The sequence below is a fragment of the Actinophytocola sp. genome (assembly GCF_050699915.1).
Lineage (GTDB): Bacteria > Actinomycetota > Actinomycetes > Mycobacteriales > Pseudonocardiaceae > Actinophytocola.
Genome location: NZ_JBOHGA010000006.1, coordinates 17,810 through 39,262 on the forward strand (window position 1 = coordinate 17,810; position 21,453 = coordinate 39,262).

At 71.2% G+C, this 21,453-nt stretch carries 26 protein-coding genes; 8 read left to right on the forward strand and 18 right to left on the reverse strand.

The window, feature by feature from the left end:
• Positions 1–26: 26 nt before the first annotated feature.
• From ACRDSK_RS02070 to ACRDSK_RS02080, 3 genes are read right to left on the reverse strand one after another with little or no spacing between them, the layout of a single operon-like run.
• Positions 27–1,010, reverse strand: coding sequence for an ABC transporter ATP-binding protein (locus ACRDSK_RS02070; protein ID WP_431438133.1), 984 nt, complete (start codon positions 1,008–1,010; stop codon positions 27–29).
• A complete protein-coding gene (locus tag ACRDSK_RS02075) occupies positions 1,007–1,708 on the reverse strand; it encodes an ABC transporter permease (protein WP_431438134.1) in 702 nt (233 codons plus the stop codon). Before ACRDSK_RS02075 ends, ACRDSK_RS02070 begins: the two co-directional genes overlap by 4 nt.
• Before the next feature lie 4 nt (positions 1,709–1,712).
• Complete coding sequence (locus tag ACRDSK_RS02080; protein ID WP_431438135.1) at positions 1,713–2,570, reverse strand: substrate-binding domain-containing protein; 858 nt, start codon at positions 2,568–2,570, stop codon at positions 1,713–1,715.
• 67 nt (positions 2,571–2,637) lie between these two features.
• Between ACRDSK_RS02080 and ACRDSK_RS02085 the strand changes: the two genes are divergently transcribed.
• Positions 2,638–3,573 (forward strand): substrate-binding domain-containing protein, encoded by a 936-nt coding sequence (locus tag ACRDSK_RS02085; protein ID WP_431438136.1) that lies wholly within the window; start codon positions 2,638–2,640, stop codon positions 3,571–3,573.
• A 191-nt stretch (positions 3,574–3,764) separates the two neighbouring features.
• On the opposite strand, the gene cutA is transcribed toward ACRDSK_RS02085, so the two are convergent.
• Positions 3,765–4,073 (reverse strand): divalent cation tolerance protein CutA, encoded by a 309-nt coding sequence (gene cutA, locus ACRDSK_RS02090; protein WP_431438137.1) that lies wholly within the window; start codon positions 4,071–4,073, stop codon positions 3,765–3,767.
• A gap of 130 nt (positions 4,074–4,203) precedes the next feature.
• Complete coding sequence (locus tag ACRDSK_RS02095; protein WP_431438138.1) at positions 4,204–4,485, reverse strand: hypothetical protein; 282 nt, start codon at positions 4,483–4,485, stop codon at positions 4,204–4,206.
• Positions 4,486–4,698: 213 nt separating this feature from the next.
• Between ACRDSK_RS02095 and ACRDSK_RS02100 the strand changes: the two genes are divergently transcribed.
• Both ACRDSK_RS02100 and ACRDSK_RS02105 read left to right on the forward strand, forming a co-directional pair.
• The gene (locus ACRDSK_RS02100; protein WP_431438139.1) at positions 4,699–6,003 is read left to right on the forward strand and encodes an NAD(P)/FAD-dependent oxidoreductase; all 1,305 of its coding nucleotides are present in this window, start codon (positions 4,699–4,701) and stop codon (positions 6,001–6,003) included.
• 204 nt (positions 6,004–6,207) lie between these two features.
• Positions 6,208–8,607: a penicillin acylase family protein gene (locus tag ACRDSK_RS02105; RefSeq protein WP_431438140.1), complete on the forward strand. Its 2,400-nt coding sequence runs from the start codon at positions 6,208–6,210 to the stop codon at positions 8,605–8,607.
• A 286-nt stretch (positions 8,608–8,893) separates the two neighbouring features.
• Here the strand turns inward: ACRDSK_RS02105 and ACRDSK_RS02110 are convergent, their stop codons facing one another.
• From ACRDSK_RS02110 to ACRDSK_RS02140, 7 genes are all read right to left on the reverse strand, one after another.
• A complete protein-coding gene (locus ACRDSK_RS02110) occupies positions 8,894–9,280 on the reverse strand; it encodes a hypothetical protein (RefSeq protein ID WP_431438141.1) in 387 nt (128 codons plus the stop codon).
• A gap of 125 nt (positions 9,281–9,405) precedes the next feature.
• Positions 9,406–10,536, reverse strand: coding sequence for an ABC transporter permease (locus ACRDSK_RS02115; RefSeq protein WP_431438142.1), 1,131 nt, complete (start codon positions 10,534–10,536; stop codon positions 9,406–9,408).
• Positions 10,536–11,417: an ABC transporter ATP-binding protein gene (locus tag ACRDSK_RS02120; RefSeq protein ID WP_431438143.1), complete on the reverse strand. Its 882-nt coding sequence runs from the start codon at positions 11,415–11,417 to the stop codon at positions 10,536–10,538. Before ACRDSK_RS02120 ends, ACRDSK_RS02115 begins: the two co-directional genes overlap by 1 nt.
• Positions 11,418–11,505: 88 nt before the next feature.
• A complete protein-coding gene (locus tag ACRDSK_RS02125) occupies positions 11,506–12,189 on the reverse strand; it encodes a response regulator (protein WP_431438144.1) in 684 nt (227 codons plus the stop codon).
• Positions 12,186–13,541 carry a sensor histidine kinase gene (locus ACRDSK_RS02130; protein WP_431438145.1) on the reverse strand — a complete coding sequence of 452 codons (1,356 nt, stop codon included), beginning with the start codon at positions 13,539–13,541 and terminating at the stop codon, positions 12,186–12,188. Before ACRDSK_RS02130 ends, ACRDSK_RS02125 begins: the two co-directional genes overlap by 4 nt.
• A gap of 86 nt (positions 13,542–13,627) precedes the next feature.
• Positions 13,628–13,825 (reverse strand): hypothetical protein, encoded by a 198-nt coding sequence (locus ACRDSK_RS02135; RefSeq protein WP_431438146.1) that lies wholly within the window; start codon positions 13,823–13,825, stop codon positions 13,628–13,630.
• Between the two features lie 56 nt (positions 13,826–13,881).
• Entirely contained in the window at positions 13,882–14,358 is a 477-nt protein-coding gene (locus ACRDSK_RS02140; RefSeq protein WP_431438147.1) for an SRPBCC family protein, read from the reverse strand.
• 186 nt (positions 14,359–14,544) lie between these two features.
• On the opposite strand from ACRDSK_RS02140, the gene ACRDSK_RS02145 reads away from it, so the two are divergent.
• Both ACRDSK_RS02145 and ACRDSK_RS02150 read left to right on the forward strand, forming a co-directional pair.
• Positions 14,545–15,003: a hypothetical protein gene (locus ACRDSK_RS02145; RefSeq protein ID WP_431438148.1), complete on the forward strand. Its 459-nt coding sequence runs from the start codon at positions 14,545–14,547 to the stop codon at positions 15,001–15,003.
• 12 nt (positions 15,004–15,015) lie between these two features.
• Positions 15,016–16,191, forward strand: coding sequence for a glycosyltransferase (locus ACRDSK_RS02150; protein WP_431438149.1), 1,176 nt, complete (start codon positions 15,016–15,018; stop codon positions 16,189–16,191).
• On the opposite strand, the gene ACRDSK_RS02155 is transcribed toward ACRDSK_RS02150, so the two are convergent.
• On the reverse strand, positions 16,147–16,350 hold the full coding sequence (locus ACRDSK_RS02155) for a S26 family signal peptidase (RefSeq protein WP_431438150.1): 204 nt from the start codon (positions 16,348–16,350) through the stop codon (positions 16,147–16,149). The genes ACRDSK_RS02150 and ACRDSK_RS02155 overlap by 45 nt on opposite strands.
• Before the next feature lie 135 nt (positions 16,351–16,485).
• Positions 16,486–16,620 (reverse strand): hypothetical protein, encoded by a 135-nt coding sequence (locus ACRDSK_RS02160; RefSeq protein ID WP_431438151.1) that lies wholly within the window; start codon positions 16,618–16,620, stop codon positions 16,486–16,488.
• Positions 16,621–16,728: 108 nt separating this feature from the next.
• Here ACRDSK_RS02160 and ACRDSK_RS02165 point away from each other — a divergent pair, with 108 nt between their 5' ends.
• Positions 16,729–17,304, forward strand: a complete 576-nt coding sequence (locus ACRDSK_RS02165) for a hypothetical protein (RefSeq protein ID WP_431438152.1) — start codon at positions 16,729–16,731, stop codon at positions 17,302–17,304.
• Positions 17,305–17,334: 30 nt separating this feature from the next.
• On the opposite strand, the gene ACRDSK_RS02170 is transcribed toward ACRDSK_RS02165, so the two are convergent.
• A complete protein-coding gene (locus ACRDSK_RS02170) occupies positions 17,335–17,706 on the reverse strand; it encodes a VOC family protein (RefSeq protein WP_431438153.1) in 372 nt (123 codons plus the stop codon).
• Between the two features lie 77 nt (positions 17,707–17,783).
• On the opposite strand from ACRDSK_RS02170, the gene ACRDSK_RS02175 reads away from it, so the two are divergent.
• Positions 17,784–18,305, forward strand: coding sequence for a hypothetical protein (locus ACRDSK_RS02175; protein ID WP_431438154.1), 522 nt, complete (start codon positions 17,784–17,786; stop codon positions 18,303–18,305).
• Between the two features lie 57 nt (positions 18,306–18,362).
• Positions 18,363–19,517 carry a damage-control phosphatase ARMT1 family protein gene (locus tag ACRDSK_RS02180; protein ID WP_431438155.1) on the forward strand — a complete coding sequence of 385 codons (1,155 nt, stop codon included), beginning with the start codon at positions 18,363–18,365 and terminating at the stop codon, positions 19,515–19,517.
• Between the two features lie 9 nt (positions 19,518–19,526).
• On the opposite strand, the gene ACRDSK_RS02185 is transcribed toward ACRDSK_RS02180, so the two are convergent.
• The 3 genes from ACRDSK_RS02185 to ACRDSK_RS02195 are packed head-to-tail and all read right to left on the reverse strand — an operon-like array spanning position 19,527 to position 21,394.
• Positions 19,527–20,492: an NADPH:quinone reductase gene (locus ACRDSK_RS02185; protein WP_431438156.1), complete on the reverse strand. Its 966-nt coding sequence runs from the start codon at positions 20,490–20,492 to the stop codon at positions 19,527–19,529.
• 6 nt (positions 20,493–20,498) lie between these two features.
• Positions 20,499–20,897 carry a cupin domain-containing protein gene (locus tag ACRDSK_RS02190; RefSeq protein ID WP_431438157.1) on the reverse strand — a complete coding sequence of 133 codons (399 nt, stop codon included), beginning with the start codon at positions 20,895–20,897 and terminating at the stop codon, positions 20,499–20,501.
• Complete coding sequence (locus tag ACRDSK_RS02195; RefSeq protein ID WP_431438158.1) at positions 20,894–21,394, reverse strand: Lrp/AsnC family transcriptional regulator; 501 nt, start codon at positions 21,392–21,394, stop codon at positions 20,894–20,896. The genes ACRDSK_RS02190 and ACRDSK_RS02195 overlap by 4 nt, the downstream gene beginning before the upstream one ends.
• Between the last annotated feature and the right edge of the window lie 59 nt (positions 21,395–21,453).

The following is a 21,453-nucleotide window of genomic DNA, read 5'->3' on the forward strand; positions in this document are numbered from 1 at the left end:
CACCCCGACCTCCGGCGTCGAGACCGTCATGGTTCGCATGCGCGGAGGTGCTCGCAGGGGATCGCGAGACGGATCGTGTCGCCGGGAGTGTGCGCGATCTCCGCCGTCGTGACCGCGGTGACGGCACCGGCGGCGGTGTCCACGTCCAACCGGAGCGCACCGCCGAGCGGGACGGCTCGGCGAAGGACGCCCTCGACCACGACCGCGTCGGGCGGAGGTGGCGCGGAGTCCCCGAGCGGGCTGCAGCGTTCGGGCCGCGCCACCAGCGTCCGTTCCCGACCGGTGAGGGTCGGTGGCAGCTGGGTGGTGAAGCCCAGCAGGCTCGCGCACTCGAGGTCGGCAGGAGCGTCGAGGACGTCCGCCGTCGTGCCGATCTGCCGGATCTCACCGTTCACGAGCAGCGCCGTGCGACCCGCGAGTGCCCGCGCCTCCTCACGGTCATGGGTGACGAACAGGACGGCGGCGTCCAGCCGGTCCAGCGCGGCGCGGAAGTCGGCAAGCAGGTCCGTGCGGGTCGTGGCGTCGAGACCGGTGAACGGTTCGTCCAGCAACAGCACCCGTGGGGCGACGGCGAGAGCACGAGCGATGGCCACGCGCTGCGCCTCGCCCCCGGACAGGGTGCGGGCGTTGCGGGACGCGAGATGCGCGACGCCGAGTGCCTCGAGCCAGGGCTCGGCTCGCCGGCGAGCGGCTCCACGCCGTTCCCCCCGCAGCCGCAGGCCCGCCGCGGCGTTGTCGAGCACGGTCAACCGCTGTAGCACCGGACGCTGCAGCACCGCGGCCACGGCACGGCGAAGCTCGGCGGTGGTGGCGACGTGCCCGTCGAGCAGTACCGACCCCGACCGCGACGCGGTACCCAGATGGGCGAGCGCACGCAGCAACGTCGACTTCCCGGCGCCGTTGGACCCGAGTACCGCGAGCGTCTCCCCCGTCGGGATGTCCAGTCTCGGCACGGCGACGAGCTCTCGGTCTCCCGCGGTGACCCGCAGGTCACGGCAGCCGATGCTCACCGCTCCGTCGCCTGACGGTGCTGCGCGAGCGTGATCGCGAGGTTGACCACGAACGCGATCGCCAGCAGGACCAGGCCGAACGCGATGGCCAGCGCGAACTGGCCACGGCTGGTGGCGAGCACCGCGGCGGTGGTGAGTACGCGCGTCTCGTCCGCGAGGTTGCCGCCGACCATCTGCGCGGCCCCGACCTCGCTGACCACGGCGCCGAACCCCGCCATGCCCGCGGCCAACAGCGGCAGCTTCGCCTCCATCAGCAACGCGCCCAGTGCCCGCGGCCGCGTCGCGCCCAGCCCGCGCATCTGTAGGAGGAAGTCCGGGTCGACCTGCGCCAGGGCAGCGGCCGTCAGCGCGATCACGATCGGAGTGGCGATCGCGGCCTGCGCGATCACCATCGCCGTCGGCGTGTACAGCAGACCGAACGCGCCGAGCGGGCCGCTGCGCCACAACAGGACGGTGACGAACAACCCGACCACGACCGGCGGCATGCCCATGCCGGTGTTCGCGACCGCGTGCAGCACCCGCCGGCCACGGAAATGACCGAGGGCCAGCGCCGTACCCGCCGGCACGCCGAGGAGGAAGGCGATCAAGGTGGCGCTGAGCGACACGCGCAGGGTGAGCCCGGTGACCGCCCAGGTGTCCTGGTCCCCCGTCAACAGCAGTCGCAACGCCTCGACCAGGCCGTCGCCTAGCACGTCCACGCCGTCAGTTCCCCAGCGTCGCTTCGTCCTTGCCCGCGTCCGGAACGAACAGGGGCTCCCCGCCGCCTTCCTCGAGGCCGAACTCGCCGATCATCTTCTGTGCCCGCTTCCCGACCATCCAGTCGGCGAACGCCTTCGCGGCATCCGGCTGGACCCGGTCACCGGCGTCCTTCGTCATCTCGATGACGTGGTAGATGTTGAGCAGCGCCTCGTCGCCCTCGCTCAACACCTCGAGCTCGAGACTCTCCTTCTGGGCCAGGTAGGTCGCTCGGTCGGTCAAGGTGTACGCCGAGGTCTCACTCGCCACCCGCAACGTGGGGCCCATGCCCTGGCCCGTCGACCGGTACCACTGTCCGAATGGGACGGTCTTGTTCTCCTCCCACAGCTTCTGCTCCCGGGCGTGGGTGCCGGAGTCGTCGCCACGCGAGACGAACCCCGACTTCGCGGTGGCGATCTTCTGCATCGCCTGCGCGGCCGGCAGATCGCGGATCTCGGCAGGATCGTCCGCCGGCCCGACGAGCACGAAGTCGTTGTGCATGACCAGCCGGCGCTCCCCCGCGCTGCCCTCCGCGACGAACTCGAGCTCGGCCTCGGGGGAATGCACGAGCAGCACGTCGGCCTCACCACGCCGACCGAGCTCGATCGCCTGCCCACTGCCCACGGCCAGCGGCTTCACCTTCCTGCCGGTGTCCTCGGTGAACGCCGGCAGGAGCTCGTCGAGCAGGCCTGAGTCCTGCGTGCTCGTCGTGGTCGCGAGGATCAACGACCTCTCGTCCGACGGCGCGGCCGCCTGTTCCGGCCCACCGCACGAGGTGAGCGACAACAGGACCGCGAAGAACGCCCCGACCAGACTCCGCCGCATCGCTGACTCCTTCTGTAGCATCACACCGCGACACAGGTTAACCGGCTCTGGACTCGAGAGACAGCGCGTGACTCGGTATCTGGATCTCAGCTCGGAGCTCGCCAGGGCGATCGTCGCCGGCGAGCTCACACCGGGGACCGAGCTGCCCAGCGTTCGTGACCACGCCACCGCCAAGGCCACGACCGCGGCTACCGCGAGCCGCGCCTACCGGCATCTCGCCCAGCACGGCGTGATCCTTCTGGCGCCGCGCCGCCGAGCCCGGGTGAGTCCGGGCGCGCCTGCCGCCGCCCGCCGCATGCTCGGCGGCGTGTCGGTCTTCCGCCTCGCCGGCAGCGACGATCCCGCGATGAGCCTGCTCCTGCGCCACCTCGGCGAACGCGTCTCAGTCGTGCCCTCGCGGGGAAGCCTGGCCGGACTCGTCGCCGTCGCCTCGAACCTCGCCGACGGCGCGACAGCCCACCTGCGCCACCACACCGGGGTCTACAACGCACCGTTCGCCAGGGCCGTGCTGCGCGGCCGAGACCCGGTCGTGGTCCGCCTGTGGCGGCGCGAACAGGGACTGCTCCTGCCGCCCGGCAACCCTCGCGGGATCGCCGACCTGCGGGAGGTACGTGGCCTTCGGTTCGCCAAACGCAGCCCCGGGACCGGCACCCGGGCGCTGCTGGACCACGCTCTCACCGCGGCTGGGCTCGAACCCGACCAGGTCAGCGGGCCGGAGTTCGGGTCGCACCTCGAGGTCGCTCTCGCCGTCGCGGTCGGCGCGGCGGACGCCGGCCTGGCGGTACGCGCCGCGGCGTCGGACCTCGACCTGCACTTCCTGCCCGTCGCCTGGGAGGACTACGACCTCGTCCTCCCGGCGGAGGCACTCGACGCCGCGGCCCCCATCCTCGACGCGGTACACGACCCCGCCGTGCACGCGGCCCTCACCGCCCTCGGCGGCTACGACCTCAGCGAAACCGGCGCCATCGACCATCTCGCCGGCGCCCGCGAGATCCGACTCTGAAGCGGACGCATACGAAGCGGGCTGCGCGAGGGCACGACGGACGACTTCGAGTGGATGGACGCGCTGGACACCCGACTGCGCGGCGGCGGCCACGGCCCCGACCACGCATACATGCCGGGCTCGCTGCGTCTGATGGTGACCGCGAAACGCCGATGAAGCGACGCCGCTGAGCGCTCTCTCGTCACACCAGGTCAGGGCGACTCGGTGGCTCCGCCGACGAGGTGGCGCACGTTGTCGGTCACCACGAGGTCGTGCACCTCGTCGCCGTGGTGGGCGGTGATGTGGTCGACCAACGCGGCGGCCCCATCAGAGGCGACCTCGATCTCCACCCGCCACTGCTCACTCGAGTGCTTGCGGCCGTGCCAGCGGTGTACCCGCCTGATCGGCCCTTCGATATGTGCGCAGCAGCTGAACTCGGTCCCCGCGACCTCGGCTGCCATGCTGCTGGCCAACTGCTTACTGTCCGTGGTGAAAGTCACCACGGCGTCTTCGTAGTCCATGGCTGTGATGCTAGTCACGCCGAGCCCACCGCACGAGGCCTCACGCCGACGATGTCCTTCACGCGCCGGAGTTCGGGCACGCCGGCGAACCGGGTCCAAAAGACGATCATGCGCCGGCGATGGGCAGCGCCTATCTGATCGACTCCCCGTCGAACAGGTCGCCCTCCATGCTGCCGTGCGATCCGACGACGTGGTCCACCGCGGCATCGGCGGCAGGCGGCGGGGTTGCCGGCATGCCCGCCTCCGCCCGTCGGGCAGCCGCGTCGTCAGCGGCCACCTTCGTCGCCGTGGCCCCGTCCAGCGGCAACAGTTCGGTCGGCGGGTCGAGGGCATCGCTGCCTGGACCGCGACCGGTGTCATCCGGCGCGTGGGCGCCCTCCGTCGGCGGCAGGCCGTCGTTTTCGACCGTCATCGATGCTCCTCGTCCATGATGGTCCGAACCGAGTACCCGCACGGGCGGCTTGCCATGCCTGTCCAGCGAAGATGTGGCTCCGGGATGGGGGCGTGCCGGAGGATCTCCGCGCGGCGGGGGGCGTCCCAGCGCAGGCCGCTGATGCACCGGGTGGCCAGCGCGGCGGCGGCTCCGGTCGGGTGATGCTGTTCTCCGACATACCGGGAGGTTCCTGTGGACGAGTCCGCTGACGTGGTCGTGATCGGTGCCGGCGTGATCGGGTCGGCGGTCGCGTTCGAGTTGGCGCGGCGGGGTCTGCGGGTCGTGGTGGTGGACAAGGGCTCGGGTGCCGGCCAGGGTTCGACGAGCGCGTCGAGCGCGATCATGCGGTTCCACTACTCGACCCTCGACGGCGTCGTGGCGGCGTGGGAGTCGATGCACTGCTGGGCGCGGTGGGCCGACCACCTCGGCGCGGCCCATGGCGACCAGTTGGCGGTACTGCGCAGGACCGGTGCGGTGATGCTGGACGCCCCGATCTCGAACCGCGACCGGTCGGTCGAGCTGTTCGAGCAGGTGGGCGTGCCGTACGAGGACTGGGACGCGGCCGAGCTGCGGCGGCGGGTGCCCGGCCTGGATCCCGGGCGGTTCTGGCCGCCCAAGCGGCTGGACGACCCGGCGTTCTGGTCCGAACCGGACGGTGAGCTGGCCGCGCTGTACACAGTGGACGGAGGCTTCGTCGACGATCCGCTGCTGGCCACGCGGAACCTCGCCGACGCGGCCGTCCGGCACGGGGCGCGGTACCTGTTCCGACAGGTGGTCACCGAGATCCGCCGGGCCGGCGACCGGGTGGCCGGGGTGACGCTGTCCGGCGGACGCATGGACACCCCGGTCGTGGTGAACTGCGCCGGGCCGTGGTCGGGCCGGGTGAACACGCTGGCCGGCGTGGGCGGCGAGTTCACCATCACCGTGCGGCCGCTGCGCCAGGAGGTCCACCACCTCGCCGCGCCACCCGGCTACCACGACCGGGACCGGCTCGGCCCGGTCATCGCCGACCCAGACCTCGGCATCTACCTGCGGCCCGAGTCCGGCGACGCGGTGCTGGTGGGTGGCACCGAACCCGACTGCGACCCGCTGGACTGGGTCGACGACCCGGACACCGCGAACCTCAACCGGACCGCGAGCCTGTACGAGACCCAGGTGACCCGGGCCGCGCGGCGCTTCCCCGAGCTGCGGATCCCCAGCCAGCCCAAGGGAATCGCCGGCATCTACGACGTCGCGTCGGACTGGACACCGATCTACGACCGCACCGACCTCGACGGCTACTACGTCGCCGTCGGCACCAGCGGCAACCAGTTCAAGAACGCGCCGCTGGCCGGCCGGATGATGGCCACCCTCATCACCGCGGTCGAGAACGGCCACGACCACGACGCGGACCCGGTCTCCTATGCGTGCCAACACACCGGCCACGCGATCGGCCTGGGCACGTTCTCCCGCAAGCGCGAGATCAACCCGTACTCCACCGGCACAGTGATGGGCTGACCCACGACTTCGCCGAGTTCTGGCTGCCGCAACTGCGGTCGGGCGCCGAGCCGGGCGGCGTGGTCTGTGTGGCGGCGGCGGGTGCTCGGCGGCGGGTGCTCGGCGGCCGGCGCGCCATTCCCGGCCTCGGTAGCCCGGCGGCGCCGGGCGAAGTCAGGGTTTTGCCCTGATACGGCGTCCGGTTCGATCCGGTAGGACATGGGTATGCGAAGGGGCATCAGCTGGGGCGCGGCGCTGGCCGTCGCCGCGATGGTCACGACCATGGTCTCCGGGGTCGCCGCGGGCGATTCGGCAGCCGGGACAGAACTACGAGACACGCGGGGGTTGGCGGCCGACATCCGCTACACCGAGTTCGGCGTCCCCCACATCAAGGCGAAGGACTTCGCCGGCCTGGGTTACGGGTACGGGTTCGCCGCCGCCACGGACAACATCTGCGTGCTGGCCGACACCTACCTCACCGTGAGCGCCCAGCGGTCCCGCCACCTCGGGCCGGACGCCCCCGCCAACACCGCCTACGGGCCCGCGCGGGACAGCCTCACCAGCGACTTGTACTTCCAGCAGGTCAACGACTCGCGAGTGATCGAGCGCGTGGTCGCCGCGCCACCGCCGATGGGGCCGCGGCGGGAGGTGCGCGCGATCATCGGCGGGTACGTCGCCGGGTACAACCGCTACCTCCGCGACACCGGCGTGTCCCGCATCTCCGACCCGGCGTGCCGCGGCGCCGGCTGGGTGCGCCCGATCACCGAGCTCGACGTGTACCGGCATTTCCACGCGCTGTCCACAATCGGCGGTCAGGGTCAGGTGATCGACGGCATCGCGTCCGCCGCGCCACCGAGCGCGCCGAGCGCACCGGCGGCGGTTCCGGCCGACGCGGTGGAACGGGTTCGTGCCGCGCTGGGGAACCCGGACATGGGCAGCAACGCGATCGCCGTCGGCTCGGACGGCACGGCGAACGGTCGCGGCCTGCTGCTGGGCAACCCGCACTACCCGTGGCACGGCGGCCGCCGGTTCTGGCAGTCGCAGCTGACCGTGCCGGGCAAGCTCGACGTGAGCGGAGGCAGCCTGCTCGGCATGCCGATGGTGCAGATCGGCTTCAACCGTGACGTGGCGTGGAGCCACACCGTCGCCACCCCGATCACCTTCGGCCTGTTCCAGGTCACCCTGGTACCCGGGGACCCGACGACCTATCTCGTCGGCGGGAAGCGGGAGCGGATGACCAGTCGGCGAGTGGCGGTCGAGGTGCTCAACCCGGACGGCTCCACGGCAACCGTGGAGCGCGCGCTGTACTCGACGCGGTACGGGCCGGTGCTGTCACCTGTGTTCGGCCTCCCGCTGTCGTGGACCACCGACACCGCGTACACGATCCGGGACGCCAACCAGGCCAACATGCGCGGCCTCAACACCTGGTTCGAGCTCAACCGGGCCCACAGCACCAGGGACATCGTCGACGTGCTGTCCCACACCCAGGGCGTGCCATGGGTCAACACGATCGCCGCCGACCAGTCCGGCCGCGCGCTGTACGCCGACATCCAGGTCGTCCCACACGTGACCGACGAGCTCGCCGCCCGGTGCAACACACCGCTCGGCGCCGAGCTCTTCCCGGACTCCGGGATCAGCGTGCTGGACGGATCGCGCACGGACTGCGCCTGGGGGCGTGACCGGGACGCTCTGGTGCCCGGCATCTTCGGCCCGAGCCGGATGCCGGTGCTAACCCGCAGGGACTACGTGGAGAACTCCAACGACAGCGCCTGGCTCACCAACCCGCGTCAGCCGATCACCGGCTACCCGCGGATCATGGGCGACATCGCCACCAAGCGCGACCCGCGAACCCGCATGGGCATCACCGCGGTCGAGGAACAACTCGGCGACCTCACCCGCCAGAGGATGCAGAACCTGTTGTTCACCAACCGCAGCTGGTCCGGCGAGCAGGTGGCCGAGGACGTCGCCGAGTTGTGCGCCGAGCTGCCCGGGGGTCGGGCGCCGACCACCGGCGGCGGCACGGTGGAAGTCGGTGACGCCTGCACCGCACTGTCCAACTGGGACCGTCGGATGAACGTCGAGAGCCGCGGCGGCCTGCTGTTCGAACGATTCTGGCTGCGCGCCAACGAGATCGATGACGCCGACCTGTGGCTGGTGCAGTTCGACGCGGCCGACCCGGTCGCCACGCCGAACACGCTGAACACGGCGAACCCCCTGGTGGCCCAGGCACTGGGTGACGCCGTCGCCGAACTGCGCGCGGCGGGCATCGAGCCGGACGCCCCGCTGGGCGAGAACCACTACGTCGTCCGCAACGGCAAGCGGATCCCGATCCACGGCGGTGTCGGGCAACAGGGCGTGCTGAACATGATCATCCCGACCTGGGACCCGACCCGCGGCGACGTCGAGGTCGTACACGGGTCCAGCCACATCCAGGTCGTCTCGTTCACCGGCCGCCGCTGCCCGAACGCGGCCACGTTGCTGACCTACTCCCAGTCGAGCAACCCGCGCTCCGCACACCACGCCGACCAGACCGCCCTGTTCTCGACGAGCGAATGGGTGCGATCCCGGTTCTGCGAACGGGACATCCTGTCCTCGCCCGAACTGAAGGTGGTGCGGCTGCGTTAGGACAGCCCGAAGCAGGTCAGGAGGAGCGTTGCGGTCCTCGTCCCGTGCAGCAGCGCCGACTTCGGGACCGCCGCCAGCGCACTGCCACGCCACCGCTCGCCCCACGGCGCGCGAATCCCGCGGCGCAGCCCCCGAGCCGCGAACTTCAGCTCCAGCGACGGAGCCGGCTCGGGCAGGAAGCGCGTCGACGCGGGGTCGTCCGCAGTGATTCGTCCGTATCCACGGATCCTGCCGTCCTACTGAGCGCGGGTCCGCGAGGCCGACGCCCCGAGGACCCGCGGCCGGCTCAGTAACACGTCACGGCGGGGTCGTACTCCTCCTCGACAGGCTCGGGCTCGACGGTTGCCTCGGCCACGGGTGCCTCGGCCTCGTCGCACGGGTACCACTCGGGCTCGATCGGGATGTCCTCGGCCGGCTGCGGGTCGACCGGGTCGTCGATACGGATGATCGGGTCGTCTTCGAGTGTCTCCGGCTCGATCGGGATGTCCTGGCCCGGCTGCGGGTCGACCGGGTCGTCGACGCGGATGATGGGGTCGTCTTCGAGGTTCTCGGGTTCGAGCGGGATGTGCTCGGTCGGCGGGGGGTCGTCGACGCGGATGACCGGTTCGTCGAGCCGGTCGAGGTGCTGCATCGTCTCCAGCAGCTCGGCCAGGTCGAAGTCCTGGTTCGTCATGGTGTGTCTCCTCGTGTCACGGGCTTGGAACGAGCCGGACCCGTCGTCCGGCTCGTTCCAAGCTAGGTTCGCGAGGCATGTTCGCCATCGGGGCGTTCCCCGTGCTGGCCCCGTCGGGCGACCGGTCAGTCGTCGCGGCGCCACGCGGTCGACAGCGCCACCTTGCTACCCGTCTTGAGCAGCGACCCCGAGTACAGCCGACTCGACAGGAGCACCACCAGGGCGACCGCGACGGCGAGCACGCCCAGCGAACCCAGCGCCTCCCATGCCGCTGCCTCCCCGGAGAACATCCGGACCGGCATCGCGACGGCCGCGGAGAACGGCACGTAGGACAGGACCGTCATGACCGCGGGCTTGTCGGACTGGAACATCACCAGGAAGTACGGCGCCATCACCAGCATCACCACGACGCCCATGCTCGAGCCGAGATCCTCCTGCCGGCTGACGAGCGATCCGGCGACCGCCCACATCGACGCGAGCAGCATGAACCCGAGGACCAGGAACGGCACGTACCAGCCGAGTGCCGGTGCCACCACGGCGAGCAGCTCGCCGTGCCCGCCCATCCGCAACGCGACCGGCGCCGCCACGGCGAGCACCGCGACCTGTCCCAACGTCAGAACGGTGTGGCCCAGGATCTTCCCGGCGAGCAGGGCGCGCACCGGAATCGTCGACACCAGGATCTCGACGATGCGGGTCTGCTTCTCGGTGACCGTGCTCTGCGCGATCGCCGCGCCACCCATGCCGAACATCAGGAACACCAACGCGAACACCATGATCACGACCTGACGCTGGTCCTCGCCGACGTCGGACGGATCCAGCAGGTCCACCGGTGGCGCCGTGCTCAACGCGGCGACGACGTCGGTGGGCGGGTCGGACAGCGCGACGACCCGGACACCGGACACCGACTCGCCGGTGGTGTCCGGCACGACGGCCGCGTCGACGTCCTCGTCTCGGACCAGTCGCTCGGCCGCCCCCACGTCGGCCGACCGCTGGATGTCGAGCTCCGCACCGTCGAGGATCCTCTCCGCCTCCGCGCCGACCGTCGCCACCTTCGGGTCGTCCCCACCGAACAGCGGCGGCAGCACCGAGAGCGCGAACAGCCCGACGATGATCACCGCCAGGCCGATCCAGAATCCCTTCATCCGCAGGAAGGTCCGCACCTCCCGCTCGGCCACGAGCCGGGTGGCCGCCCAGAACTGGGTGCCCGACGCCGTTTCGGCACTCACGCGCGGCTCGGGTGCTGTCGTGACGGTCATCAGATGACCTCCTTGAAGATCGTGTCGAGAGACGGCACCACGGGCGCGAAGCTGCGCACGTCACCGCGCCGCAGCGCCTCGCGCAGCACCTCCTGGTCCTGCTGACGCGCATCGATGTCGAAGACGGCGCGCGGACCGTCGATGTCCACGACGCGGATGCCGGGATGGTCGCGCAGCCAGCCGGCGTCGGAGTCGACCACGAGCTCGAAGCGCGGCGCGCCGTGCCTGGCGCGCAGCTCGTCGCGCCCGCCACTCGCGGCGATCCGTCCGCCGGAGATGATCACCAGGTCGTCGCAGAGCCGTTCCACCACCGCGAGCTGGTGGCTGGAGAACAGCACCGGCACACCGGTCGCGGCCCGCTCGCGCAGCACCCCGAGCACGGTGTCCACCGCGATCGGGTCCAGCCCGGAGAACGGCTCGTCGAGGATGAGCAGCTCGGGGTCGTGCACCAGCGCGGCGGCCACCTGCGCGCGCTGCTGGTTGCCGAGCGAGAGCGTCTCGAGCTTGTCGTTCGCCCGGTCGGCCAGCTCGAGCTGCTCGAGCAGCCGGGACGTCTGCGTCCTGGCTCGCTCTCGGGTGAGCCCATGCAGCTCGCCGAGCCAGGCGATCTGCTCGGCCACCTTCATCTTCGGATACAGGCCACGCTCCTCGGGCATGTAGCCGAACCGCTGGCGCACGGGCTGGGTCACCGCCCCGTCCCGCCAGGTCACGGTGCCGCCGTGGGCGGCGAGCACGCCCAGGATGATCCGCATCGTCGTCGTCTTGCCGGAGCCGTTCGCTCCGAGGAAGCCCGTCATCCGGCCGGGCCGGACGTCGAACGACACCTCGTCGAGCACCCGGTTGGCGCCGAAGCTTCGGCTGATTCCCCGCACTGTCAACATGGGACAACGCTATGGCGCGACCGGCCCGCCGCGCGTCCGGCGCACGACCGACCGCGAGGGTCCCCCGCGCGGAGGACCCGCCGTCCGGTCAGCGTCCGCGCGGCGCCACGATGCCGTTCTCGTAGGCGAAGACCACGGCGTGGGTGCGGTCGCGCAGGCCGAGCTTCGCCAGCACGCGCGACACGTGCGTCTTCACCGTCGACTCACCGAGGAAGAGCTCGTCGGCGATCTCGGCGTTGCTCGCCCCGCGGGCGAGCGCCACCAGTACCTCGAACTCCCGGTCGGTGAGCTCCGGCGGGCGGGACGCCGGCGTCGTCGTCGCGGCCGTCGTGAACCTGGCGACCACCCTTCGGGTGACCTCCGGCGACAGCAGCGCGTCCCCGCGGGCGACGACCCGGACCGCGTCGACGAGGTCCTCCGGTGACGCGTTCTTCAACAGGAACCCGCTGGCACCACAGCGAAGGGCCTCGAAGAGGTAGTCCTCGCGGTCGAACGTCGTGAGGATGACGACCTTGACCGGGCGGTCCGGGGTGGCCGCGCCGAGGATCCGGCGGGTGGCCTCCAGCCCGTCGACGCCGGGCATCTGCACGTCCATCAGGACCACGTCCGGCCGCAGGCGCTCGACCAGCTCGACCGCGGCGCGCCCGTCGCCCGCCTCCCCCACGACCTCGATGCCGTCCTCGGTCCCGAGGATGACCCGGAACCCCGCGCGCACGAGCTCCTGGTCGTCCGCGAGTACCACGCGCAGCGGGCGCGTTCCGTCGACGGTCATGACGGCGACATCTCCACGTCGTCCGGAGTATCCGAAGTGGACGGTTCGGACCGTGTCGGCAGCACCGCGCGGACGCGGAAGCCGCCGTCGCGGCGCGGCCCGGCCTCCAGCTCGCCGCCGTGCACCGCGACCCGTTCGCGCATCCCGAGAAGCCCGAACCCGCGATCCGGCGGACCGCCGGGCCGGCGCACTCCGGCGCGGCCGTCGTCGGCGATCTCGATCTCCAGGGTGTCGGCGAGGTACCGGACCCGGACGTCGGCCTTGCGCGCGCCGGCGTGCCGGACGACGTTGGTCAGCGCCTCCTGGGCCACCCGGTAGGCGGACAGGGCCATCCCGTCCGGCACCGGTCGCGCGTCCCCGTACGTCCCGAGCTCGACCTCCAGCCCGGCCGCTCGCGCGGTGGCGACCAGCTCGGAGAGCTCACCGAGCCCCGGCGAGGACGGGTACTGGCCGGCCGGCGCGTCGGCCGGGGCGGTGTCGCCGTCCGGCTCCGCGCGCAGGACACCGAGCAGACCACGCAGCTCGCCGATGGCGACCCGCGCCGTGTGCTCGACCGAGCGCAACGCCTCGCGAGCGGCGTCGGCGTCCTTGTCCAGGACCCGCCGGGCGGCGCCCGCCTGCACGCCCATCACCGAGACATGGTGGGCGACGACGTCGTGCAGGTCGCGGGCGATGCGAACCCGCTCGGCGACGACCGCGCCGCGGGTGTTCTGCTCCTGCGAGCGTCGCAGTTCCTCGGCCTGGCGCGCCAGTTCGGCCTGCCGGCGCACGGAAAGCCAGGCGGCGTTGCCGAAGACGTACGCGGACAGGAAGAACAGCACGTTGAACCCGATCTCGTAGATCACCGCCGCCACGAACGGGTCCAGCGGTCCGGCGGCGTCGTCGAAGCCGTCATGCGGCTCGAACAGCGCTCGCACCAGGCTGAACCCGAGCCAGGCGAACATCGCGGCGATCACGCCGATCCGGGCCCACCGGGCGAGTGTGCGGTTACGCTCCCACGCGCCGACCGTGTAGATCGCGAGGAACAACGCGATGGACGGCACCAGGTTGTCGCCGACCTGCCGCACCTGCCCGAAGATGAACAGCACGCCCACCGCGAACAGCACGGCGAGCGGGAACCGGGTGCGCACGACCAGCGGCGCGGTCATCGCCGCGGTCCAGGCGAACTGCTCGGTGAGCGACGGCGCCGAACCGAAGGCGAACGCGCCCATGCTGTTGACGAGGACGGTCACCAGTACCGAGCCGCCGAGAACCGCGAGCCCCGTCCAGACGTCCTGGCGCCGCTGAGCCGCGGTCGGCCGTGGCCGACGCCACCGGCTCCAGCCGGACTCCTCCTCGAGGGTTGCGCCCATGGGCGTCAAGGTAGCTCACCCGCCGGACGACACGGCGACACCAGGTGGTCCACACAGGATCGCGCACTCGGTCCGCGGTGCGCTGCTCACACCTGCTTGCGCCGTCCGCGTGCTGCCACGGTGATCATGGTCAGGCCGGCCACCGCGAGGACCAGTCCGATCGCCAGCCACGTCGTCGAGCTCGTCATGAAGCTGCCGCCGATCACCCCGATTCCCTGCAGGAACCAGAAACCGCCGAGCACCACGCAAGCCACTCCGACCGCCATCAGCGTCCAACCCTTCATCCGCCCAGTCTTGCGTCTTCGGCTCGCGCACGCCAGAGACTTGGACGGCTCAGTGCCTAGCGGTTGTCGCGCTCGGCGACTGTCGCCAGCCGGTCGAGCGAGGCCTGGAGCTTCTCCGGCGTGGTCGCCCGCGCGCGCTCGTACCGGCGCTCGTCGGTCAGGTCCGTCCAGTCGTAGGTGTGGGTCACCCGCGTCGACGACGCGTCGACCGGTTCCAGCTCCCAGCGCCACAGGTGGCCCGGCGGCTGCCGCCCCGGCTCCGCGGGCCGCCACGCGATGCGAAGCCCTTCCTCGAACTCGACCACGTGGTTCTCGCGGACGGCGGCGTTACGGGTGAGCGTCATGGTGAACACGTCGCCGACAGCCCGGACGCGCTGCCCGGCCGGTGCTTCCGCCAGGTTGTCGTTGCCGTCCCAGCGCGGCTGGTTCGCGGGGTCGGCGATGAGCTCGAAGATTCGCGCGGCCCCGGCCGCGATCTCGCGACTGACGCGGACGACGCGCGTGTCGGCAGGCAGGTCTTCGTGGCTGGTCACCGAGACATCGAAACACATGGCGGACGCTCCCCCGCTGCTGCCAGGTGAAGAGGTACGTCACGGCCATCCACGGGAACGATGGGTGGCGGCGACAAGTGGTGGCGGACGCTCTCCTTTCTCTGTTAATGTCTTGCCGAACGTGTCGACCCTGGGGGGAACATGCGAATTCTTGGCGCCCTGTGCGGCGTGGCCGCCGCATTCATGTTGTCGGTCACTCTCGCCTCGCCGGCCGTCGCCGCCAGCGACTCGAAAATTCCGACGACTCCTGCCTCCGTGCGCGCCGGGGAATGTGGCTCGTCCTACGAACTGGTGGGGATCCACCCGGTCGGCAACCAGATCACCGACGAGATCGAGCTGCACATGGAGATCTACTGGTCCTCGTCGGCCAAGCGAAACTGCCTTGTCTCGCGCCATCACGGGGACGCCTACGGCCAAGCGAGGGACACCCTCGCGAAGATCCGTCCGTCCGGATCGGCGTGGCCCGCTTGCCCGAGTAGCGTCGGCTGCGACCGGGGCAACTATTCCTACTACGCGGGACCCGTCTATACGCCCGCCGGCGTCGACATGAGCAACCGGTGCATTGATTTCGGGGGCACCGCCGGTATTCAGGTCGACAAGATTCTGTACAACCAGCACTGCGGCTGAACCCGTGACGAAATGACCCGACCGGTCGCCAAGAAACACGGCGTCACGTCTGCCGCGGCACGCGTCACGATCGTCTCCCGGTTGTTCCGCCCGGAAACGGGCGCCGCGGCGTACCAGCTCGGTGCGCTGGCCGATGAGTTGGTCGCCCGGGGGCACCAGGTCAAGGTGCTGACCACTGTTCCACCCGGGAACGCCCGGATCGACGACGCGGGCCTGGATGTGCGCCGTTGGCCGGTGTTGCGCGACAAGGGCGGCAACGTGCGCGGGTACGTGCAGTACCTGAGCTACGACATCCCGCTGTTCTTCCGCCTCCTGTTCACCCGCGGCGACGTCGTGGTCGTGCAACCGCCCACGACGACCGGCGTCGCGAGCCGGGTGGCGTGCGCGCTGCGCCGCATTCCCTACGTCCACTTCTCCGACGACGTCGTGTCGACCGCGGCCGAGGGCATCGGAGTCAACCGGAACGTCGTGCGAGTGCTCAAGGTGCTCGAGCGCTGGGTCGTCAACGGCTCGCGCTCGGTCCTCGCGATCTCCGACGGCGTCCGCGACGACCTGGTGCGGCTCGGCGTGCGCGGCGAGCTGGTGCGGGTCGTGGGCGTGGGCGTCGACACCGACCGGTTCGCCTACGCCGAGCAGGAACCCGCCAAGACGCTGGTCTACGGCGGCACGATGTCGGAGATCCACGGCGCGGGCGTGTTCGTCCGCGGCTTCGCCAAGATCGCGTCGAAACACCCCGACGCGCGGCTGCTGATGATCGGCCAGGGCACCGACGTGCCCACGCTGAAGAAGCTCGCCGAGCGCCTCGCCCCCGGCCGCGTGGAGTTCCGCACACCGCGCCCCGCCGAGGAGCTCCGGCGAGAGTTCTCCTCCGCCGCGGCATCGCTCGCCTCGATCAACCCCAACGCCGGATACGACTTCGCGTACGCCACCAAGGCCCTCGCCGGTCTGTGCGCAGGCGCCCCCGTGATCTACGCCGGAGTCGGCCCACTCGCCCCGACCGTCATCGAACAGGACCTGGGCTGGGCGGTCCCGTGGGACGACGACGCCGTAGCCACCGCGATGGACGAGGCCCTCAGCGAACACCCCGACCCGGCCCGGCGCCAGACCCTGTCGAAGTGGGTGCTGGAGAACCACAGTCTGCGATCAGTCGCGACGAAGGCCGCCGACGTCATCGACCAAGCCCGCTGACGAACTACTGACCAAGATCACACGCAGGTCGCGCGGCTGCTCGACAGCACACGGGTCACCCGACCCGAGAACCGCGGTCGGGGAGACGAAGCCGAGGTGTCGGGAGTCCTGGCTGTGCGGGTTGTCCCCGGCGACCACCAGGCAGCCGGGCGGTACCACGGTCAGGGTGGGCAGTCCGAGCCCGGGTCTCCGCGGACCGCGCGCCCGGCGCGGAGGGCCACGACCCGGGCACCGTCGAGCAACGTCGGTGACATGCTGTTCCCCCGCACCCCGCGACGAGCGCCCACCGTCCTGTCATGGTCGCTCCTCGGCGAGATATCCACTGGCTTGCAAGGTGAACAGCCGCGCGTAGTAGCCGCCGCGGCCGAGTGCCGCGAGGTCGGCGTCCACGTCCGCCAACCGCGCCGCCGTCCTGCCTGTCCGTCCCACCGGATCTCCCCGCGTTCCGGTTCGTACAACCGGCACGACAACTTGACGTCGGCTTGTCCAGTTAGGACAGTTCGCGAGTCGTCGGCGCACCGCGTAGCCTGGCTCGCCATGGGCCTGCGCTTCTGCACGGACACGGCTGCCGCGAGCTGGCTCCTCCGCTCCGACACCCCGCCGATGCAGCTGATCTCCTTCGGCCCGACGGGCTACGAGGCCTTCGCCCGGCTGCGCTTCATCTCCGATCCCACCAGCGCCGGCCAGGCCGAAGCTGACGTCGACCTCCCGGACGGCCACCCGTCCGACATGACCCGGGCGCGCCAGGCGCTCCACCGCCTCGCGTCGTTCACCGCGACCCCGGCGGACTGCTACTTCGGCGTCTGGGACGGCTACTCCGACCTGGAGCTCCCTCCCGGCCCGCGGTTCGACCTCCCGCACCGCACGTACGCGCTACTCCGTGGCCCACTCACCGCCATGGACACGTGGGAGCAGACCCTCGGCGTCCGCTCCCCCACCCCACCTCCCGCTCTCGTCTGGCCCGCCGACCACGCGTGGTTCTTCGCCAGCGACGTCGACCCGCACTGGGCCGGCATCGGCGCCACGCGCGGCGTCATCGAGGCCCTCGTCGACGATCCCGACCTCGATGTCGTCCCGGCCCGACCCGCCGAGCCGCAACCCACCTACTACTGACCGCCGGCCGCACGGTGCGGCCGGCGTCGGTCAGCCGTTCGGACGCGACTCCAGGGCCTGCAACGACCAGCTGTTGCCGTCAGGGTCACGGAAGTAGACGAAGTTGCCGAACGGCTGCACGTCGACCTCGCTCGCCTCGACGCCGGCGTCGAGCAACTGCTTGCGTGCCGTCTCGGCGTTCGCGACCACGCACTGGATCTCCTGCGTGCCCGGTCTCTTCTCGGTGATGCCCTCGCCGAGCACGATGGAGCAGGCCGAGCCGGGCGGTGTCAGCTGCACGAACCGCAGGGCGTCGTGCACCTTGTGATCGTGGTCGGCGTTGAAGCCCACCTTCTCGTAGAACGCCTTGGCCCGGTCGACATCGGACACCGGCACGGGGATGAGTTCGATCTTCCAGTCCATGGGCTCACCGTACGGCCTGGGTCCGACGATTCCATGCCGACACGAGCGGCGGCGGTAGTGAGGCACGATGGTGTGCCATGAAGGAGAGGCTGCTCGCGGATCTCGACGCCCGCATCGCCCGGCATGCCGACGGAGACTCGTCCGGGGTGCTCGAGGAACGCGCGCTCGCCCTGGTCGCCGAGCTCACGGCCCTGGGCGAGCCGGACGCCGGCAGCCTCGGCCGCGTCGCGGCGTTGCACCTGTGCCGGTACCAGGCGCTGCCGGCCGGGGACGGCGAGACCGACCGGTGGCTGGCGCAGGCCCTCTACACAAACCTCCACACGGTCGACCCGCGGTTGGTGCCCCCGGAGGCGCGGCAGAACTTCGGGCTCACGTCGCCCCGCGACACGGGCGTCGCGCTGATCGCGGAGTACGAGCGGACCGGCCGGCTCGACCTCCTGGAGCGGGCGATCTCGCTGTTTCGGCAGGAGACACTCGAGAACCGGGTCGATGCCCGGCGCGACCTCGCCGCGGCGCTGTCCCGACGGTACGAACGGACCGGGCAACCGGCCGACCTGGCCGAGGCGACCGAACTCGGCCGAGCGGCACCCGACGGGTGACGGCGGGGTGTGTGAGACTCGGCGGCGACCACCCGTGACGTCGAGCGATGGGCGAGCATGCCGGACGCGCCAGAGATCGTGAGCTCCGAACCGGGGTCGTTTCCGTGGAGTGTGCTGCACGACCGCCACCCGGCGCTGATCGCCAAGGTCCGCGACGGGTTGCCGTACCCGCCGGAGCACCGCCGCGCCCTCGACGACCTCGGCCGCGAGATCACCGGCGTCCTGCGCCCGCTGCCCGACTCCGCGCCCGACCACGACCTGTGGGCCGATCGCGGGCTCGGTCACCTCGGCCGCGGCTGGTACGACGTGCCGTTCCTGTGGGCGGAGAGCTACTTCTACCGCAGGCTGCTCGAGGCGGTCGGCTACTTCGCACCCGGACCGTGGCGCGGCGTCGACCCGTTCGAGCCGTTCAAGTCCGCGGAGCTGGCGACGCCCGAGATGACGGCCGACCTCGCGGCCCTCGACGAGCCGCCGGCCGACCGCAACGCCGCGCTCGTCGCCGCGTCGGTCTGGGGCAACCGGGCCGACCTGGGCTTCCGGATCTCCGCACGCGGGCCGGAGGCCGAGCCGGGCGCTCTGGTCGCCGACCAGAGCGCGCTGCTGTGGCACCTGCTCGACGACCAGCTCGACGACGACGGGCCGGGCACCGTGTGCCTCGTCGCCGACAACGCGGGCCGCGAACTCGTGCCGGACCTCGTGCTCGCCGACCAGCTGCTCGAGACCGGCCGGGCGCGCACGATCGCCTTGCACGTCAAGGCCTATCCGTACTACGTCTCCGACGCGACGACCGCCGACGTGACGGCCGCGCTGCGCCGGCTGCTCGGCGCCCCGGGCGAGGCCGCGCGGATCGGTCATCGCCTGTGGGAGGCGATGACCGGCGGCACCCTCACGGTCCACGCGCACCCGTTCTCCGTCGCGCCGTGGTCCTACGACCGCATGCCGGCCGACCTCGCGGCCGAGTTCGCGGCGGCGACCGTCACGATCATGAAGGGCGACCTCAACTACCGCCGCCTGGTGGGCGACCGCGCGTGGGACCCGCTCACCCCGTTCGAGGCGGCGACGGACTACTTCCCCGGCCCGGTCGCCGCGCTGCGCACACTCAAGTCCGACGTCGTGGTGGGACTGTCCACAGAAGTCCTGTCCCACCTCGACACGACCGAGAAGACGTGGCGCACCAACGGAAACCACGCCCTCGTCCAAGTGCGACGGTGACCGTCACAGTCAGGCGATGAGGACGAGCTTGCCGCGGGCGCCGGGCGCGAGGACGCGCCGATGGGCCTCGGCGGCGTCGTGGAGCGGTAGCTCCGTGCCCACGACCGGACGGAGTGTGCCGTTGCCGAGCTTGGCGGCGACGCCGGCGAGCGCGATGGCGTGTTCGGCCGGCGTCGCGTTCCAGAGGGCGGTGCCGAGGATCGTGGCCTCCTTGCGCATGGTGAGCCGAGGGGTGAACTCGAGCGTGCCGCGGCTGCCGACCACCACGATGCGGCCGTGGGTCGCGAGGAACTCCAGGTCGTCGGCGAGGTTGACGTCGGCGAGCATCTCGATGACCACGGACGGAGCGAGGTCCGCGAGCTCGTCGCGATAGCCGGCGGCGGTGTGGTCGAGGACGTGGTGGGCACCGGCAGCGCGGACGAGCTCGGCACCCTCGGGCGTCCCGGCGGTACCGATCACCGTGGCGCCCGCGTCCCGCGCGAGCTGCGTGGCGGGGACGCCGACACCGCCGCTGGCGCCGTGGATCAGCACCGTCTCTCCCGCCCGCAGCGCCGCCTTCTGGAACAGCGCGCGCCACGCGGTGGCGCACGGGACGCCGATCGCGGCACCCTGCGGGTAGGACAGCGTCTCGGGTAGTGGTTGGACGTCTGCGGCGTCGGTGACGGCGAACTCCGCGTAGGCGCCGGAGAAGCCCGTCGTGCCCAGCGAGCTCAGGAACACCCGCGCCCCCGGCGCGGTGGACGTGACCCCGGCGCCGACCGCGTCGACGACACCGGCTCCGTCGAACCCGGGGGTGTAGGGCAGCGCCGGGGTGAAGAACGCGTAGCCGCCCGTGCGGATGTAGGTGTCGGCGGGGTTGACGCCGGCGGCGTGCAGGCGCACGCGTACCTGGCCGGGGCCTGGCTCGGGCACCGGCACCTCGGTGTAGTCGAGCACCTCCTCGCCGCCGAACCGGCCGACCCGGATCGCGTGCATCGCGGCTCAGCGGTCGTTCTGCTTGCGGGCGTGGTCGAGCAGCGACTCGCGGGGCGGGTTGAAGACGTCGATCTCCCGGCACGTCGTGTTCGTGGTCCGGGCGCCGTGCGGAACCCACGACGGGATCACCGCGACGTCGCCCGCGCGCATCACCCGCGTGTCACCGTCCAAAGTGAACTCGAACTCGCCGTCGAGCACGATGGTGATCTGCTCCTCCGCGTGGACGTGCATGGGTGCGGTCGTGTTCTCCGCGAACGACACGAAGTTGGCCATGGTGTTCTCCGCGAGCACTGGGCGGAACTCCAGGCCCTCGACGAACTCGACGGCCTCGACGTCGTCGACGCGCACGTAGCGGCCGGGCGCGACCGGGGTACCTGCCGCCTCGGTGCTGAAGTGTTCGGTCATGCTTCCTCCTGGGGTGTTGTCAGGCTGCCCAAGACCTGCTTGGCGAAGTTGTCGGGAGTGAACCCGTAGAGGACGAGCGTGGTCTCGGTGTGCCGGATGCCGGGCAGCGTCAGCAACCGTTCGAAGTAGACCTCGTTGAGATGTGGCTGGTCCCGCACCCGCAGCCGGACTCGGAGGTCGTCCTGGCCGGTCACCAGGTCGACACCCTCCACCTCGGGGATCGCCAGCACCTTCTGGGCGAGCTCGCGCTGGTTGTCACTGCGTTCGGACGTGATCCCGACGACGACGGTGAGTGTCCGGCCCAGCAGCGCGAAGTCGATCTGGGCCCGGTAGCCCTGGATCACCCCGAGCGTCTCCAGCCGGCCGATGCGGTCGGCGACCGCGGGAGGCGACATGCCGACGGCTCGGGCGATCGCACGCTGGGACAACCGGGCGTCCTCGGCGAGATACTCGAGGATCCGCAGGTCCGTCTCGTCGAGGCGGGGCGACACCGGCACGGCAATCTCCTTGTCGTTTGACATGTCGTGAGCGATCATAGCTGTCGAACGTAAGACGC